This window comes from Gordonia phosphorivorans, from assembly GCF_042432625.1.
Classification (GTDB): domain Bacteria; phylum Actinomycetota; class Actinomycetes; order Mycobacteriales; family Mycobacteriaceae; genus Gordonia; species Gordonia phosphorivorans.
Window position 1 is genome coordinate 1 of the sequence record NZ_JBHLWV010000053.1, and the last position, 16,262, is coordinate 16,262.

Sequence of the window (16,262 nt, forward strand, 5' to 3'; positions counted from 1 at the left end):
CGGCGGCCTCCGCAGGCACCGCCCCTGCCTGGACCGACCGGAATCAACACCAAAACTGTTAACCAAACCAAGCAGCTGTCTCAGACAGCTTGACAAGTTCCGGGCCCCGGATGCGACGCGGGACCAGGGTCGCGACACGCGGGTCAGAGGCGGAGCGACGACGCCGCGGGAGGGTTAGGTGGCGGCGCTGGAGAGGGCGAGGTTGCGGCCCAGGAACTCCACCTGCTCGGGCATCACCGACCGCCAGAAGCGGGTGGTGTGGCCGCCGGGAGAGGTGCCGAAGGCGGCGGGCGGGCGCAGCTCGGCCGCCCACTGCCGGGTGTAGGTGTAGAACTGGTCGGCCGAGCCGATCGAGATCATCACCGGGATGCGGGAGAACGCCGACTGCTGCCCGAACAGCGAGTTGGCCAGGTAGTCCTCGTACGAGTCGAAGGCACGCGGCGGGTAGGCGGTGGGGTCGGCCCACAGGGCGGGGGAGCTGACGGCCACCGCGGCCACCCGCGGGGCGCCGATCATGGCGGCCATGCGGAGTGCGCCGTAGCCGCCCATCGACCAGCCGTACAGGCCGAAGCGGTCGGTGCGCACGTCCAGGTCGGCGTTGTCGCCCAGCATGGGCAGGAACTCGTCGAGCATCATCGCGGCGCCGTCGGCCCCGTCGGCGCGTCGATGGAAGTAGTTGCGGCCGACATCGGCGGCGGCCAGCGCGAACGGCGGTCCGCCGGCGTCGACGTAGCGCTGCAGCACGCCCTGCATGTCCATGAACGAGCTGAAGATGGTGCTCTCGTCGGTGTTCAGTGCGTGCGCCACCAGCACGACGGGCAGGGTGCCGGTGACCCCGCGCGGGCGCGCGGCGGCCCACTTGGTCTCGCGGCCGGCCATCTTGGCCGACTTGAACGAACCGGTGATCACCTCCGGACCGCCGGGCGCGTTGGGCGCCTGCGTCTGGGTGGGCAGTTCGTCGTCGCCGCCGCGGCCGTCGAGACCCTCGGAGTCGGTCGCGGTATGCGCGACGCCGCAGGCGGACAGGGTGGCTAGAGACGCCACACCGGCGGCGCCTAGAAGAAGGCGCCGCCGGGTGGGTCCGGAGATCGGATCGGTCACAGGGCGTCGATCACAGCCTGCAGCTTGGTCGCCACCTCATCGGCGACCTCGGCCAGGGCGGTGTTGCCGGGAACCACGGTCACCATGAGCTGAGGGTTCATGGCTTCCACGTGGACCACGTCGGCGTCGTCGGGGTCACGACGAACGACGACGTTGCACGGCAGCAGCAGACCGATCTGCTTCTCCGCCGACACGGCACGGAAGGCCGCGGGCGGATTGCAGGCGCCGAGGATGAGGTAGTCCTCCATGTCGGCGTCGATCTTGGTCTTGAGCGTGGCCGACATGTCGATCTCGGTGAGGACGCCGAAGCCTTGCTCGGACAGCGCCGCGCGGACGCGGTCAGCGACCTCGGGAACCGTGCCCGTGGTGCGTGTGGCCAGTGCGAGTTCCATGTCTTCTCCTTCGTCTTCGGTGTCGGTACGACTCGATCCGGGGCGGTGCCGGATCAGGCCAGGGCCAGGAACAGCTTCTCCAACTGTTCCACGTCCAGGTTTTCCCCGTCGGGGCGGTCCGAGTCGTCGAGCATGCACTCGCGCAATCCGGTCGCCACGATCTTGAAACCGGCCCGGTCCAGGGCACGCGACACCGCAGCGAGCTGGGTGACGATGTCCTTGCAGTCCCGGCCGTCCTCAATCATGCCGATAACCCCGGCCAACTGTCCATGCGCGCGGCGCAGACGGTTGACGATCGTGCCGATGGCCTCTTCGTCGGCAAACATGGTCACGCCCTTTCTCTGCTGTTCACAGATTTCTGTTGTCTCCATTGTATGCCCCTGCGGGTATTCAGTGCTTGAAGCTGATCTTGGGCAGGATCCGGTCCAGCCACTTGGGGCACCACCAGGCGCCGTCTCCGGTGACCCGCAGGATGGCGGGCAGCAGGATCAGGCGGATGAGCAGCGCGTCGAGCAGCACCGCGACACCCAGGATGATGCCCATCTCCTTGGGCGGCAGCGGGTCGGCCAGCGCGAAGGAGAAGAACACCGCCACCATCACCGCGGCCGCGGCGAAGATGATGCGACCGGACTGGCCCATCGCGTCGCGCTGAGCGCGCCGCGCGTCGCCGTGCCGTTCGTAGTGCTCCTTGGCGGTGGCCAGCAGGAACACGGTGTAGTCCATCGCGATCGCGAAGATCATGGCGAAGAAGAACACCGGACCCCAGCCGTTCAGGAAGCCCTGCGGGTCGAAGCCGAGCAGGTCTGCGCCGATGCCGTCGCCGAAGATCAGCTTGGCGACGCCGAAGGCGGCGGCCGTGGACAGCAGGCTCACGATGGTGCCCAGCAGTGCGATCACCGGGGCGCGCAGCGCCACCAGCAACAGCAGGAAGCCGAGCGCCAGGATGGTGGCCGCGACCACCGGGAACCAGGTGTTCAGGGTGCTCTGCAGGTCCAGGTTCTCCGCTGCCGGACCGCCGACCAGGGCGGACTCGGGCAGGTCGGCACGCAGGGTGTCGACGGTGGCGCCCATGGACTCGTCCGACGGGTCCACCTTCGGCATGGCCTGGATGAGGACCAGGCCGGAATCGTCACCGGCGGGCTGGGCCGGCATCACCGCGGCGATGTCGGGGTTGGCCGCGGTGGCCTCGGTGACCGCGACGGCGTCGGCCTCGGGAGCGACGATGGTCAGCATGCCGGGCGCGCCCGGGCCCATCTGCTCGGCGACCACCTCGTAGCCCTGACGGACGGGGGCGTCCTCGGGGACGACCGCGATCGACGGCATGGCCACCTTGATCCCGAAGACCGGGATGGCCAGGGCGACCAGGATGCCGACGGCGACGATGGCCGGGGCCCACGGGCGACGATCCAGGAACGCGCCCCACTTGGCGAACAGCGGCGACGCGCCGTCCTGGTTCTTCTTGGCCCACGGCAGCGAACCGGCGTTGACCTTGCCGCCCAGGCCGGCCAGCACGGCCGGCAGCAGGGTGAGGCTGGCGGCCAGCACGAAGGCGACGGCCAGCATGATGCCCACGGCCATGGTGCGGACGGCGGGGGCCGGGACCATCAGGACCGCGGACAGGCTCACCAGGACGGTCAGGCCGGACAGCAGGATGGCCTTGCCGGCGGTGTCCATGGTCTCGGCGGTCGCCGTCAGCGCGGCGGCCTTGTCACCGTGCTTCTCCTTGGCCTGCGCGTAGGCGGTGCGGAACCGCGCCACCATGAACAGCGCGTAGTCGATGCCCAGGGCCAGTGCGAACATCATGGCGAAGTTCATCGCCCACACCGAGATCGGCGTGACGGCGTTGAGCAGCACCAGGGCGCCCGCGGAGGCCACCAGGCCGGCCAGGGTCAGCAGCAGGGGCAGACCGGCGGCGACGACCGAGCCGAACGCGACCACCATGATCGCCAGCGTCAGCGGCCAGGAGATCATCTCGGCCTTGATCATGGCGTCGTGGTTGGCCTTGTTGAAGTCGCTCCACAGCGCGGAGGCGCCGGTGGGGTAGACCTCGATCTGATCGGTGGCCAGCTCGGTGATCTGCGCCTTGTGGTCGTCGACGGCCTTGACCATGTCATCGGTGCTCGCGTTGGCGCCGATGATGGCGATGGCCGTGCGCCCGTCCGGGCTGACGGTCATGCCGGGCTGGGGCTCGATGACGGCGGCGAAGCGGTCGTCGCTGTCGGCGATCTGCCGCAGCTCGGTGAGGATCTCGCTCTGCGCGGCCGGGTCCAGCGGACCGTCGGGCGAGTTCAGGACCACCTGCACCGCGGCCGACGAGTTGCCGCCGAAGTGCTCCTGGGCCAGCTCGCGGACCTGCACCGATTCGGAGCCGTTGGCCTGCCAGCCGGCACCGGCCAGCGAGGAGAACACCGACGGTGCGGCGGCGCCGAGGCCGATCACCAGGACGGCCCAGATGGCGAACATCCAGCGGCGGTGGGTGCCCGCCCAGGTGCCGAGCCGGGCCAGCGGGCCGGGCTTGACGACGTCCGCGTCGGGCGGCGTGGTCTCCGGCGGATCTGTAGTGACGTCGGTACTCATGACGACCTCTCAGGTTTTGGATACCCCAGGGGGTATGACGAACTGGCGACGAATATACCCATGGGGGTATCCAAAGTGCAAGGGCGGGCCCGCGGAGGGGTGCGAGGATTCTTCCCGGGGGCGGGGCGGGTCGTAGAATGGCCGACGTGGGAAAACCTGCCATCAGCAACGTCCTGGCCAGCCGCTACGCCTCCGCCGATCTCGGCGAGATCTGGTCGCCGCGGAACAAGATCATCCTCGAACGCCGCCTCTGGATCGCGGTCCTGCGGGCCCAGCGTGAACTGGGGATCGACGTCCCCGCGGGCGCCATCGAGGATTACGAGCGCGTGGTGGATCAGGTGGATCTCGACGCCATCGCCGAGCGCGAGCGGATCACCCGGCACGACGTGAAGGCCCGCATCGAGGAGTTCAACGACCTCGCCGGGCACGAGCAGATCCACAAGGGCATGACCAGCCGCGACCTCACCGAGAACGTGGAGCAGCTGCAGATCCTCAGCTCGCTGACCTACGTGCGCAGCCACTCGGTGGCCCTGCTGGCCCGGATCACCGAGCGCGCCGCGCTGTATTCGTCCACCGTGATGGCCGGCCGCAGCCACAACGTCGCCGCGCAGGCCACCACGCTGGGCAAGCGCTTCGCGTCGGCCGCCGACGAGCTGATGGCGGCGCTCACCCGCCTCGACGAACTGATCGCGCGCTACCCGCTGCGCGGCATCAAGGGCCCGATGGGCACCAGCCAGGACATGCTCGACCTGCTCGACGGCGACGCCGCCAAGCTCGACGCGCTGGAGAACAAGGTGGCCACCCATCTAGGCTTCGGCAACGCGCTGACCTCCGTCGGCCAGGTGTATCCGCGCTCGCTGGACTACGACGTGGTCTCGGCGCTGGTGCAGCTCGCCGCGGCGCCGTCGTCGCTGGCCACCACCATCCGGCTGATGGCCGGCCACGAGCTGGTCACCGAGGGCTTCCAGCCCGGCCAGGTGGGCAGCTCGGCCATGCCGCACAAGATGAACACCCGCAGCTGCGAGCGCGTCAACGGCCTCGCGGTGATCCTGCGCGGCTACGCGTCGATGACCGGCGAGCTGGCCGGTGCGCAGTGGAACGAGGGCGACGTCTTCTGCTCGGTGGTGCGCCGCGTCGCGCTGCCGGACGCCTTCTTCGCCATCGACGGGCTGATGGAGACCTTCCTTACGGTGCTCGACGAGTTCGGCGCCTACCCGGCGGTGATCGCCAACGAGCTGGACCGGTACCTGCCGTTCCTGGCCACCACCAAGGTGCTGATGGCCGCGGTGCGTGCCGGTGTGGGCCGGGAGACCGCCCACGAGGCGATCAAGGAGAACGCCGTCGCGGTGGCGCTGGCCATGCGCGAGGAGGGCCGCGAGCCGGACCTGCTCGATCGCCTGGCCGCCGACGACCGGCTGCCGCTGGACCGCGCGGCGCTCGACGCGCTGATCGCCGACAAGTCCGCCTTCGCCGGTGCCGCCGACGCCCAGGTGACCGCCGTGGTCGCGGCGGCCGCGGCCTGGATCGACGCCGACCCGGAGGCCGCGGCGTACCGACCGGCCCCGATCTTGTAACTCGCCCACCCCCGAGTGAGCACTAAGGAGACCCGCGCGATGCGTCCCGCCCTGTCCGACTACCGGCACGTCGCCTCCGGCAAGGTCCGCGACATCTACGAGATCGACGCCGACACCCTGCTGTTGGTCACCTCGGACCGGATCTCGGCGTACGACTTCATCCTGGACACGCCGATCCCCGACAAGGGGCGCATCCTGACCGCGGCCAGCTTCTTCTGGTTCGACGAGCTGACCGTGCCGAACCATCTGGCCGGCGGCCCCACCGACGAGCGGATCCCCGCGGACCTGGTGGGCCGGTCGATGGTGGTGCGCAAGCTGCCGATGGTGCCGGTGGAGTGCGTGGCCCGCGGCTATTTGACGGGTTCGGGTCTGGTGGACTACCGCGCCACCGGCTCGGTGTGCGGCGTGCGGCTGGCGCCCGGGCTCACCGAGGCCGACCGGCTGCCGCAGCCCATCTTCACCCCGGCCACCAAGGCCGACCTGGGCGACCACGACGAGAACGTGAGCTTCGAGCAAGTGGCCGCGCAGGTGGGCGACGACCTGGCGCGCACCCTGCGCGACCTGACGCTCGACATCTATTCGCGCGCTTCGGATCTCGCGCTCGACCGCGGGATCATCCTGGCCGACACCAAGTTCGAGTTCGGGCAGGCGCCCGACGGTTCGCTGGTGCTGGCCGACGAGGTGCTCACGCCGGACTCGTCCCGCTACTGGGAGGCCGGCACCTGGGAGCCGGGCAAGGTACAGCCGAGCTTCGACAAGCAGATCGTGCGCAACTGGCTCACCTCCGACGCCGCGAACTGGGACCGGCACGGCGACGTGCCGCCCCCGTCGCTGCCCGACGACGTGGTGGCGCGCACCCGCGCCCGCTACATCGAGGCGTACGAGCGCATCTCGCAGCTCTCGTTCGACGATTGGCCGGATGCCCAGAATGCCTGAGATTCCCGGAATGCCTGAGGTCCCCGGAATGGCTGCGGTGACCGGAATGGCTGAGGTGACCGCGCCGCCCACCGTCAAGAAGGTGCCGTCGTCGCGCGAGCATCACGGCGACGTCTTCGTCGATCACTACGAGTGGCTGCGCGATCGCGAGGATCCCGAGGTGATCGCGTACCTGGAGGCGCAGAACGCGTACACGCAGGCGCAGACCGCGCCGCTGGCCGACCTGCGCGCCGCCATCTACGACGAGATCCGCGCCCGTACCCAGGAGACCGACATGTCGGTGCCGGTGCGGTCTGGCAAGTACTGGTACTACCTGCGCACGCAGGAGGGCATGGCGTACGAGATCCGTTGCCGCTGCCCGATTTCCGGCCCGGACGACTGGACGCCGCCGGTGGTGGCGCCCGACGTCGCGGTCCCCGGCGAGGAGGTGCTGCTCGACAGCAACGCCGAAGCCGAGGGCCACGAGTTCTTCGCGCTCGGCGGGTACTCCATCTCGCACGACGGTCGCTGGCTGGCCTTCTCCACCGACACCGTCGGCGACGAGCGGTACACGCTGCGGATCAAGGATCTGGAGACCGGGGAGTTGCTCGACGACGTCGTCGAAGACACCGCGGGCGGGGCCACCTGGTCCAAGGACGCGCGGCATCTGTTCTATCTGACGGTCGACGACGCCTGGCGTCCGGACACCCTGTGGCGGCACGAGGTGGGTGCCGCCGGTGCGGACACCCGCGTGTTCTACGAACCGGACGAGCGTTTCTGGGTGGGCTTCGGCGCCACCCAGAGCGAGGATTACCTGATGATCGGGGTGGGGTCCAAGGACACCTCCGAGGTCTTCGTGCGGTCGATGGACGATCCGACGGGCGAGTTCACCTCGCTGGCCGGGCGCACCCCGGGCGTCGAGTATTCGGCCGAGCACGCCAAGTTCGGCGGCGAGGACTACTTCGTCATCGTGCACAACGCGCCGTCGGCCGACGGTGAGAGTCAGGCGAACTTCGCCGTGGACGTGATGCCGGTGAACGATCCGGCCGGGCGTCGTCCGCTGATCGGGCACCGCTCCACGCACCGCATCGAGGACGTGGAGTGCTTCGCCGACTACCTGGTGCTGTCGTACCGGGAGGCGGCGCTGCCGAAGCTGGCGATCGCCGATCTGCGCGGGCGGGACACCCTGCCCGGCGCCGACGACTTCGTGCCGGTGACCTTCCCACAGGAGCTGTGCTCGGTGGGGCTGGGCGGCAACCCCGAGTGGAACACCCCGCGCCTGCGCATCGGCTACACCAGCTACGTCGATCCCACCGAGGTGCTGGACCTCGACGTGGCCACCGGCGAGCGGACGCTGCTCAAGCGCGCGACGGTACTCGGCGACTACAACCCCGCCGACTACGTGGCCACCCGCGAATGGGCGACGGCCGTGGACGGCACCCTGGTGCCGATCTCGATCGTGCGCCGCGCGGACGCCACCGGGCCGATGCCGTTGCTGCTCAACGGGTACGGGGCCTACGAGATCAGTTCCGATCCGGGCTTCTCGGTGTCCTCGCTCTCGCTGCTCGATCGCGGGATGGCGCTGGCGACGGCGCACATCCGCGGTGGCGGCGAGATGGGCCGGTACTGGTACGAGCAGGGCAGGCTGCTGTCCAAGAAGAACACCTTCACCGACTTCGTGGCGGTGGCCCAGCATCTGGTGGACACCGGGTGGACCACGCCGGAGCAGATGGTGGCCGACGGCGGCTCGGCCGGCGGTCTGCTGATGGGCGCGGTGGCCAACCTGGCGCCGGAGCTGTTCGGCGGGATCCTGGCGGCGGTGCCGTTCGTCGATCCGCTCACCTCCATCCTGGATCCGTCGCTGCCGCTGACGGTGATCGAATGGGACGAGTGGGGCGATCCGCTGCACGACCCGGAGGTGTACTCCTACATCCGCAGCTACGCGCCGTACGAGAACGTCGCCGAGCTGCCGTACCCGGCCATGCTGATCCTGAACTCGTTCAACGACACCCGGGTGCTGTTCACCGAGGCGGCCAAATGGGCTGCGCGCCTTCAGGAATCCACCACCTCGGGTAAGCCGATCCTGCTGCGCACCGAGATGCGTTCCGGCCACGGCGGTCCGTCGGGCCGCTACCGCCGCTGGGAAGAGGCGGCCTTCGAGCTGTCGTGGGTGCTGGCTCAGTCCGGCGCCGTCGACACCGCTTAGAACGGCGGTTCGTCGGGCAGTCCGGCGAAACGACGGTCGTGGTTGGCCTTGCGTTCGGCACGACGTCGGGCGTGCTTGGCTGCGGTGCGGGTGCGGGTTCGCTGCGGGCCCTCCTCGACGGTGCCGGTGGTGGTTCCGGTCGCGTGCCGGCCGGCGAGCTGGTGCGTGCAGCGCAGGTCGGCCAGGCGCGGGATCAGCCACTGGTTGGGTGCGAGCACCTCGACGGTCTGTCCCATCGGGGTGGTGACGCTCGAGTGGTAGCGCCCGTTCTGGTCGATCCAGAGGTCGTCGACGAAGCCTTCCAGATTTGTTTTCACCAGGTGGTGGTAGCGGCACTTGGGCAACAGGTTGCAAAGGCAGGTGGGCCCGCCGAGGTCGGGTCGGACGTTGTCGTACTCGGCCACATGGTCCAGATCGCAGGCGAAGGCGGCTCGTTCGCAGCCGGGGATGGAGCAGGTGCCCCAGAGGAAGCGTGCGATGAGGTCGGTGAGCAGATTCGGCCGGTACGGATCGCTCGGAAGAGCGGTTTTGGCGATCACCGAGGCGGGTTCGCCACCGTTTTCTGCGGGTGGCCGTGGGTCATCGCCCCGACGCTCGTCCGGGGTGTCGGGGCGGGGTGCTCGTCGATGCAGCACCGCCTCCTCGGGATGCTCGGGCGCGCCGGAGGCACTCGCAGGGTTGGGTGCCAGCAGGTCATCGAGGCGGTGCTGACGGATGACGGCGTCACCGCGGGCAGCGACCTCCCGAACGTGCTCAGCGGAGATCGGGCCGTGGCCGTCGAGGTAGCCGCACTTGTCGCCGCCCTCCAGCGTGGTCGCATCGCACAGGACATGCACCACGATGCGGGCCGCGCGGGCGTCGAGTTCGACGTCGCTGATTGCCGCAGTGCAGCCGTCGCTGTCGCATTCGCACGTGAACGGTTTGCGCTGCAGGAGGGCGATGGCGGCGTCCGAGCGCGCTTGAGTCTTGGTGCGGGGGTCGTCGGGGCAGCGGCCGGCGATGACGGCGTCGAGCATCTGCCGTGCGAGGCGGACGTCTTCGGCTGTCGCGGTGAGGAACAGTTGCGCCATTCCCGCGGCGAGGCTCTGGTGGCCGAGGCTGCGGCCGTCGGTGGCGTTCTCGCGTTCGCGGCGTGCGGCGTCGGGGTCGTTCTCGGCGACGAGTCGGCGGGCTAAAGCTCCGGTCTTGGTGACGGAGATCGACGTGTAGCCGCGTCGGGCGCCCAGGATCTCTTTCGCGATCAGAGCGTCGATCTTGGCCATGAGGGCCTCATCGACCACGAGGCGGGTTTCGTGGGCGATGCGGTGGAAGCGGTCGCGGTCGATCAGGCCCAGGCGCATGGTCGCGTACACGCGTGGCAGGCGGTCTCGGGCGTCGAGGGCGTCGGCGAGGAGTGCTTCGGCGGCGTACTCGGTGCTCTCCAGGCTCATCTGGAGTTCCAGCGTCGTCTGGGCTTCGGTGTCGAGTAGCGACTTCTGGGTCGCGACGAGATTGCTCGTCGAGGCGCAGACGCGGGAGTGCATGGAGAGCGCGAACTGAAACAGTTGCCAGTCGAGGAAGCAGTGGCCGTTCTTGGTCGCGGTGATCGCGCCGACGACGCACGCGGTGGGCATGTTCGTGAGGTCGGTGCCGGGACCGGGAAGACCGCAGCCGGTCAGGTCGGCGTCGGGCCACATCGACGCGGTTCGCTGTGCCATGGCTACTCACCTCCCCAAGCGAGCTGGCGCCTTCGAGCGAGCTAACGCACTGTCGTCTCGTTCGGATGTTCTAGAACCATGATATGCCCGACCACCGACAAGAACGGGCGCTCGCGGCCCGCATTCGTGAAGGAGATTTCGAGGCTCAGTCCGTGACTGCCTGATCCGCGGCGTCGGCGTATTCGCCGGGGAGGGCGAACAGTCCGGCCGGCGTCACCTCGATGAGGCCGTCGGTGAGCAGGGAGTCCAGGGCCCGGTCGCGCTGACCGGGGTCGCGGGTCCAGGCGATGTCGAGGGCGGCGCGTTCCACCGGGGCTGAGCTGGCGCGCAGCACGTCGAGCAGCTTGCCGCGAGCCTGCCGGTCGGTGCCCTCGTACTTCTGGGTGCGTCGCGGCGGTCCGCTGTACGACGGCCGGCCGCGCGCCACCCAGCGGCAGCGGTCGACGATCGGGCACTGCTCGCACGCGGGGTTGCGTGCCGTGCACACCAGCGCGCCCAGTTCCATGAGCGCGGCCGAGAAGATCGGGGCCGCGGCGGTGGGTGCGCCGTCGTCGTCGCGCGGCAGCAGTGCTTCGGCGTCGGCCAGATCCCGGCGCGACGGATTGCCCGGCTGCTCCTGCCCGTGCACCGCGCGGGCGATCACCCGCCGCACATTGGTGTCCACCACCGGGACCGCCTGGCCGTACGCGAAGCAGGCCACCGCGCGTGCGGTGTAGTCGCCGACGCCGGGCAGTCCCAGGAGCACGTCGACGTCGTCGGGTACCCGGTCATCATGTTGGGCGGCAAGGACTTTGGCGCAGTCGTGCAGCCGGAGCGCGCGGCGCGGATAGCCGAGTTTGCCCCAGGCGCGCAGCACCTCGCCGGCCGGTTCGGCGGCCATCGCGGAGGGCACCGGCCACCGCCGCACCCACTCCTGCCACGGGTCCACCACGCGCGCCACCGGGGTCTGCTGCAGCATGATCTCGCTGATCAGTACGTGCCAGCCGGTGATCTCCGGATCGCGCCACGGCAGGTCACGCCGGGCGTCGTCGAACCAGACCAGAATGTCCGAATGCATGAACCCGCACGAATCCTTCCCAGGCGGTGAGGTGTAACACTAGAAGCATGAAAGATCTCACTCCCACGCAGGCCTGGCAACTCATCAAGTCGGGCAATGAGCGCTTCGTGCGAGATGAGGCGAAGCATCCGAGCCAGGGTATCGCCGATCGTGCGGAGCTGATCAACGGCCAGACACCGCACGTGGTGCTGTTCGGTTGCGGCGACTCGCGGGTGGCCGCCGAGGTGATCTTCGATCAGGGCCTCGGCGACATGTTCGTGGTCCGCACCGCCGGTCACGTGATCGACTCGTCGGTCCTCGGTTCCATCGAGTTCTCCGTCGAGCTCCTCAACACCCCGCTGATCGTGGTCCTCGGCCACGACAGCTGCGGGGCGATCGCGGCCTCGCTGCGCGCCCTGGACGCGAACGAGCTGCCGCCCGGCTACATCCGCAGCATCGTGGAGCGGGTGCTGCCGAGCATGATCGTCGGCCGCCGCGAGGGGCTGACGCGCGTGGACGAGTTCGAGCAGCGGCACGTGACCGAGACCGGCAAGCTGCTAGTGGAGCGCAGCCGCATCATCGCCGACCGGGTGGCCGAGGGCACGCTCGCGGTGATCGGCTTGAACTACCACCTGAGCGACGGCGCGGCCACGCTGTCCAGCGTGATCGGTGACATCGGCGAGACGGTCGCCTAGCGTCGAATCGCTGTGATGGGCGGCCCATGTCGCGACACGCCGCCCCGGGTGGGCGCTGCCCTTGGCGTGCGGCGATACCGTGGCAGGCGTGATCGAACCACAGGGACCATTGCCTGACGAGGTGTACTGGAAGCGTCGGCTGCTCGCCGTCGCGGCCGCGGTGGTGGCCCTCGCGTTGGTCATCGCCCTGATCATCTGGGCCAGTTCCGGTGGGAACGACGAGCCCGGCGCCACCAACGCCGCGGCCACCTCGTCCACCGAGGCGGCCGCACCGTCGGAGGCGCCGAAGTCCGGCGAGCAGGACAATCAGGGATCGGCCCCGGCGCCCAAGGCGTCCGAGCCGACCCCGGCCTCGGGTACTGAGGCTCCGCTGCCCGCCCCCGCGGAGGGGGCCGAGGTGGCGCCGTGCACCGATCAGACGCTCTCGGTGGTGCTGTACACCGACAAGCCCACGTACACCAAGGGTGACCAGCCGGTCTTCACCGTGGTGGTGACCAACGGCGGCCTGGCACCGTGCTCGCGCGACGTCGGCAAGGCCTCGCAGAACGTGGTGGTCCGCTCGCTCGACGGCACCCGGACCCTGTGGGCGGCGCAGGACTGCGCGCCCGACAAGACCGTCAACGTGCAGGTGCTGGCACCGGGGCAGCAGGTCTCGGACAAGATCACTTGGTCGGGCACCACCAGCAGCCCCGGGTGCGAGAAGCCCCGCGTGGCCATCCCGGTGGGCGCCTACCAGGCCATCGCCACGGTCGGCGTCAAGGAGTCGGCGCCGATCACGTTCAACGTGATCGCCCCGCCCCAGCAGTAGCCGGGCCCCAGCAGTCGACGCCGCCTAGTCGAAGCGTTCCAGGCTGGCCTCGGCCAGTCGGGACAGACCCTCGCGGATGTGCCGGGCCCAGATGGAGCCGATACCTTCGACGGCCTGCAGGTCGGCGGCGCTCGAGGCCAGCAACGACTGCAGGGTGCCGAACTCGCGGACCAACCGGTCGATGTGCCCGAACTGCAGGCGCGAGATGCGCGCCAGCAGGCGGTAGCCGCGGGGGCTCATCGGCAGGTCTTGGGCCTCGATGGTCGACGGGTAGCCGAATGCGCCGGCCACCAGGGTGAGGTCCAGCAGATCGGCGTTGGAGAGGTTCTCCAGCGCGTCGAGGATCTGCCGCACCTGCTCGGTGCTGGCCGCCTCGGGCGCCGAGTGGTAGTCGCGCACCAGCAGTTCGCGCATTATGTCGTTGTCGCTGATCAGTTCTTCCAGCTGCAGCGACACCTGCCGCCCGTACACGCCGAGTTCCAGCACGTACTCTTCGATCTCCACGCCCACCCGGCGCACCATCTCCATGCGCTGGGCGGCGCTGCACGCATCGCGCAGCAGCACATAGTCTTCGATCTCCGCACGCGAGAGCTGGGCGCTCACCTCGTCGAGGCGGGCCTTGTAGCGCTCCAGGGTGGCCAGGGCGACGTTGGCGCGCGAGAGCAGCCCGTCGGGGTTCTCCACCACGCGGCGCACGCCGTCGACGTACAGGCTCACGATCGACATGGAGGCGCTCACCGAGATGGTCGGGGTGCCGGTCTGGATCGCGGTGCGTTCGGCGGCGCGGTGCCGGGTGCCCGACTCGGCGGTCGGGATGGACGGGTCGGGCATCAGCTGGACGTTGGCCCGCAGGATGCGGGTGCCGTCGTCGGAGAGCACCACGGCGCCGTCCATCTTGGCCAGCTCCCGCAGTCGGGTGGGGGCGAAAGCGACGTCGAGGTGGAAGCCGCCGTCGCAGATCCGTTCGGTGGCTTCGTCGTAGCCGAGCAGTATCAGCGCGCCGGTGCCGCCGCGCAGGATCCGCTCGAGGCCGTCGCGCAGCCCGGTGCCGGGCGCCACTCGGCGCAGCGTGGAGCGCACCTGCTCGGACGTGGGTTCGGTGATCATGTGTGTGGGGTTTCCGTTCTTGCGTCGCGGGCCTGCTCTAGCAGCCTAATACCCGTGGTGGCCGTGCCCGTCCCCTCGATGCCCGACAGCGTGGGTCCGAGACTCGGACCCACGCTGTCGGGTGGTGTTGCTGGGTGCTGCGACGCCTACTTCAGCGAGCGGGCGATGGCAGGCCAGGAGGCGTGCAGTTCGCGCTCCCAGTAGCCCCACGAGTGGGTGCCGGTGGGCCGGATCACGACGGTCGCCGGGATGTTCAGCGAGCGCAGCTTCTCCGCCATCTGCTGGGTGCAGACGTTGGTGACGGCCTCGATGCCGCCGCCGAGGATCACGCGGTCGGCCAGGGCGACGCCCTCACCGACGCTGCTGCCCACGTCTACCGACTCGTCCTGACCGGGCAGGCCGCTGTTGGACGACAGGTAGATCTTGGTGCCGCGCAGCTTGGACGCGTTGAGGTACGGGTCGTTCTTGCGCCAGCCCGGACCACCGTAGGCGCCCCACATGTTGCGGGCGTCGGCCTTGCCGCGGTCCTCGATGACGGTGCGGATGTACCGCTCGCCGAGGGGATCGCTGGTGCGGGCGCAGCCGCTGTACGACGCTGCCATGGTGTACAGCTTCGGTGCGGCGATCGCGAGGTTCAGCACGGTGGTGCCGGCCATCGAGATGCCCGCCACGGCGTTCTTGCCGTTGGACTTGAGGTAGGCGTCCATCACCGGCGGCAGTTCCTTGGTGAGGAACGTCTGCCATTTCTGAACTCCCAGCACCGGGTCGGCCTTCTGCCAGTCGGTGTAGTAAGAGAACGCGCCCTTGAGCGGTGTCACCACGTTGACGTGCTTGTTGGCGAAGAAGTCCTGGTAGTTGGTCCGGTTGGCCCAGCTGGCAGTGTCTTCACCGCCGCCCGCTCCGTTGAGCAGGTAGAACACCGGCGCCGGCTTGGAGCGGTCCGCGGGACGCAGCACGTCGAGCGGAATGGTGCGCCCCATCGACGCCGAGTACACGGTCACCAGCTCGCGCTGGGGGCCGTAGTCGCTGCTGCCGGTGACGCGGGACTCGCCGGCTGCCGGATCGGCGGAGGCGACCCCAGCCGGGGTGCCGACGCCGATCGCGATGGCCGCAGCCGCCGCCACTAGGGCGCGGGCTGAACGAGTGAACTTCATGTGCTTCGCTTTCTTACTTCAATGCTGTGGTCGACGCCGGTGACGTCAATTCGTATCAGGGTAGGAAGGCGTCGAGGCTTCCGGTGTCCAAACTGCCGGATCCGCCACCGTTGCCGCCGCCGATGCTGCCGGAGCCCTTAGACACGGTGAAGGAGACGGGGTGATCGTCGAAGTTCTGTTCGCCGATGTTGGTGCCGAGTCCGCTGATATGCATGACAGCGTCTTGCTGCTTGCCAATGGCGCAGGCGTTCGTCACCTTGTAGGTCACGCTGACCGTCACCGGGTTCTTGGAGTCGCCGGCGATACGCCATCCTCCTCCGGGTGCGTTCACGACGACATTGGAGTCCGCTTTTCCGGTGTTGTTGTCGGTGCTGGCGATGGTGTTGGAACTGGTCGCATCGACAAGTTCAAGGCACTGAGGGACAACCTGCTTGACCTTGTATATGTAGCGATCGATCTTTGTGTGAGCCATCGAGTTGGTGATGATGATCTCGTCGCCGACGTTGGGGGTGGGGTCAGAGACGCTCATAGTGAACGTCCAGGTTCCCATCGCTCCCTTGTCGTCGAATTCCCACGAGGCGTAGCTACCGGCTGCGGTAGCGGAGCCTGCGGCGAGGGTGAGGGCGAATGCGGCGCCTGCGGCGGTGGTGAGGCCACCGGCCATGCGCGTGCGAAGGGTGTTGTTCATTGCTGAAGTCTCCTGTGAGTCAGTAGCTGCTGGTCAGCCGAAGAGATTGCCAAAGATATTGCCGAGGCTGCCGCTGTTGCCAGCGCCGCCGTTGTCTCCGCCGCCGTTGTCTCCGCCGCCGTTGTCTCCGCTGCCGTTGTCTCCGCCGCCGTTGTCTCCGCTGCCGTTGTCTCCGCTGCCGTTGTCTCCGCCGCCGTTGTCTCCGCCGCCGTTGTCTCCGCTGCCGTTGTCTCCGCTGCCGTTGTCTCCGCCGCCGTTGTTCCCGCCGCCGTTGTCTCCGCCGCCGTTGTCGCCGCCGCCGGTGGGCTTGGC

The 16,262-nt window shown here is 69.1% G+C and carries 15 protein-coding genes; 5 read left to right on the top strand and 10 right to left on the bottom strand.

Going from position 1 to position 16,262, the window contains the following annotated elements:
• Positions 1-174: 174 nt before the first annotated feature.
• The 4 genes from ACFFJD_RS16915 to ACFFJD_RS16930 all read right to left on the bottom strand — a co-directional run bounded on the left by ACFFJD_RS16915 (position 175) and on the right by ACFFJD_RS16930 (position 4,070).
• Entirely contained in the window at positions 175-1,026 is an 852-nt protein-coding gene (locus ACFFJD_RS16915) for an alpha/beta hydrolase (RefSeq protein WP_382366326.1), read from the bottom strand.
• A gap of 71 nt (positions 1,027-1,097) precedes the next feature.
• Positions 1,098-1,493 (bottom strand): DUF302 domain-containing protein, encoded by a 396-nt coding sequence (locus tag ACFFJD_RS16920; RefSeq protein WP_382366299.1) that lies wholly within the window; start codon positions 1,491-1,493, stop codon positions 1,098-1,100.
• 53 nt (positions 1,494-1,546) lie between these two features.
• Positions 1,547-1,819 carry a metal-sensitive transcriptional regulator gene (locus tag ACFFJD_RS16925; protein WP_382366328.1) on the bottom strand — a complete coding sequence of 91 codons (273 nt, stop codon included), beginning with the start codon at positions 1,817-1,819 and terminating at the stop codon, positions 1,547-1,549.
• Between the two features lie 64 nt (positions 1,820-1,883).
• Positions 1,884-4,070 (bottom strand): MMPL family transporter, encoded by a 2,187-nt coding sequence (locus tag ACFFJD_RS16930; RefSeq protein ID WP_382366301.1) that lies wholly within the window; start codon positions 4,068-4,070, stop codon positions 1,884-1,886.
• A 146-nt stretch (positions 4,071-4,216) separates the two neighbouring features.
• Here ACFFJD_RS16930 and purB point away from each other — a divergent pair, with 146 nt between their 5' ends.
• The 3 genes from purB to ACFFJD_RS16945 are packed head-to-tail and all read left to right on the top strand — an operon-like array spanning position 4,217 to position 8,765.
• Positions 4,217-5,644: an adenylosuccinate lyase gene (gene purB, locus ACFFJD_RS16935; protein WP_382366303.1), complete on the top strand. Its 1,428-nt coding sequence runs from the start codon at positions 4,217-4,219 to the stop codon at positions 5,642-5,644.
• Positions 5,645-5,683: 39 nt separating this feature from the next.
• Entirely contained in the window at positions 5,684-6,580 is an 897-nt protein-coding gene (locus ACFFJD_RS16940) for a phosphoribosylaminoimidazolesuccinocarboxamide synthase (RefSeq protein WP_382366305.1), read from the top strand.
• Between the two features lie 46 nt (positions 6,581-6,626).
• Positions 6,627-8,765 (top strand): S9 family peptidase, encoded by a 2,139-nt coding sequence (locus ACFFJD_RS16945; protein WP_382366307.1) that lies wholly within the window; start codon positions 6,627-6,629, stop codon positions 8,763-8,765.
• On the opposite strand, the gene ACFFJD_RS16950 is transcribed toward ACFFJD_RS16945, so the two are convergent.
• Positions 8,762-10,462: an HNH endonuclease signature motif containing protein gene (locus tag ACFFJD_RS16950; protein WP_382366309.1), complete on the bottom strand. Its 1,701-nt coding sequence runs from the start codon at positions 10,460-10,462 to the stop codon at positions 8,762-8,764. The two genes, ACFFJD_RS16945 and ACFFJD_RS16950, sit on opposite strands and share 4 nt — an antisense overlap.
• Positions 10,463-10,607: 145 nt before the next feature.
• Positions 10,608-11,519 carry an iron-sulfur binding domain-containing protein gene (locus tag ACFFJD_RS16955; protein ID WP_382366311.1) on the bottom strand — a complete coding sequence of 304 codons (912 nt, stop codon included), beginning with the start codon at positions 11,517-11,519 and terminating at the stop codon, positions 10,608-10,610.
• Between the two features lie 47 nt (positions 11,520-11,566).
• Here ACFFJD_RS16955 and ACFFJD_RS16960 point away from each other — a divergent pair, with 47 nt between their 5' ends.
• Positions 11,567-12,193: a carbonic anhydrase gene (locus ACFFJD_RS16960; protein ID WP_382366313.1), complete on the top strand. Its 627-nt coding sequence runs from the start codon at positions 11,567-11,569 to the stop codon at positions 12,191-12,193.
• Positions 12,194-12,281: 88 nt separating this feature from the next.
• Positions 12,282-13,001, top strand: coding sequence for a hypothetical protein (locus tag ACFFJD_RS16965; RefSeq protein ID WP_382366315.1), 720 nt, complete (start codon positions 12,282-12,284; stop codon positions 12,999-13,001).
• Between the two features lie 24 nt (positions 13,002-13,025).
• Here the strand turns inward: ACFFJD_RS16965 and disA are convergent, their stop codons facing one another.
• The 4 genes from disA to ACFFJD_RS16985 all read right to left on the bottom strand — a co-directional run.
• Positions 13,026-14,108: a DNA integrity scanning diadenylate cyclase DisA gene (gene disA / locus ACFFJD_RS16970; RefSeq protein ID WP_382366317.1), complete on the bottom strand. Its 1,083-nt coding sequence runs from the start codon at positions 14,106-14,108 to the stop codon at positions 13,026-13,028.
• Between the two features lie 146 nt (positions 14,109-14,254).
• Positions 14,255-15,262 carry an alpha/beta hydrolase gene (locus ACFFJD_RS16975; protein ID WP_382366320.1) on the bottom strand — a complete coding sequence of 336 codons (1,008 nt, stop codon included), beginning with the start codon at positions 15,260-15,262 and terminating at the stop codon, positions 14,255-14,257.
• 55 nt (positions 15,263-15,317) lie between these two features.
• Complete coding sequence (locus ACFFJD_RS16980) at positions 15,318-15,950, bottom strand: hypothetical protein (protein WP_382366322.1); 633 nt, start codon at positions 15,948-15,950, stop codon at positions 15,318-15,320.
• 33 nt (positions 15,951-15,983) lie between these two features.
• The coding region (locus ACFFJD_RS16985) for a hypothetical protein (RefSeq protein WP_382366324.1) at positions 15,984-16,262 on the bottom strand (279 nt) is incomplete at its 5' end.

Excerpts from the sequence above, each read along its gene's own strand:
- ACFFJD_RS16920 (WP_382366299.1), bottom strand. The coding sequence starts at position 1,493 with ATGGAACTCGCACTGGCCACACGCACCACGGGCACGGTTCCCGAGGTC.
- ACFFJD_RS16925 (WP_382366328.1), bottom strand. The coding sequence starts at position 1,819 with ATGTTTGCCGACGAAGAGGCCATCGGCACGATCGTCAACCGTCTGCGC.
- ACFFJD_RS16930 (WP_382366301.1), bottom strand. The coding sequence starts at position 4,070 with ATGAGTACCGACGTCACTACAGATCCGCCGGAGACCACGCCGCCCGAC.
- ACFFJD_RS16940 (WP_382366305.1), top strand. The coding sequence starts at position 5,684 with ATGCGTCCCGCCCTGTCCGACTACCGGCACGTCGCCTCCGGCAAGGTC.
- ACFFJD_RS16945 (WP_382366307.1), top strand. The coding sequence starts at position 6,627 with ATGGCTGAGGTGACCGCGCCGCCCACCGTCAAGAAGGTGCCGTCGTCG.
- ACFFJD_RS16950 (WP_382366309.1), bottom strand. The coding sequence starts at position 10,462 with ATGGCACAGCGAACCGCGTCGATGTGGCCCGACGCCGACCTGACCGGC.
- ACFFJD_RS16955 (WP_382366311.1), bottom strand. The coding sequence starts at position 11,519 with ATGCATTCGGACATTCTGGTCTGGTTCGACGACGCCCGGCGTGACCTG.
- ACFFJD_RS16960 (WP_382366313.1), top strand. The coding sequence starts at position 11,567 with ATGAAAGATCTCACTCCCACGCAGGCCTGGCAACTCATCAAGTCGGGC.
- disA (WP_382366317.1), bottom strand. The coding sequence starts at position 14,108 with ATGATCACCGAACCCACGTCCGAGCAGGTGCGCTCCACGCTGCGCCGA.
- ACFFJD_RS16975 (WP_382366320.1), bottom strand. The coding sequence starts at position 15,262 with ATGAAGTTCACTCGTTCAGCCCGCGCCCTAGTGGCGGCGGCTGCGGCC.
- ACFFJD_RS16980 (WP_382366322.1), bottom strand. The coding sequence starts at position 15,950 with ATGAACAACACCCTTCGCACGCGCATGGCCGGTGGCCTCACCACCGCC.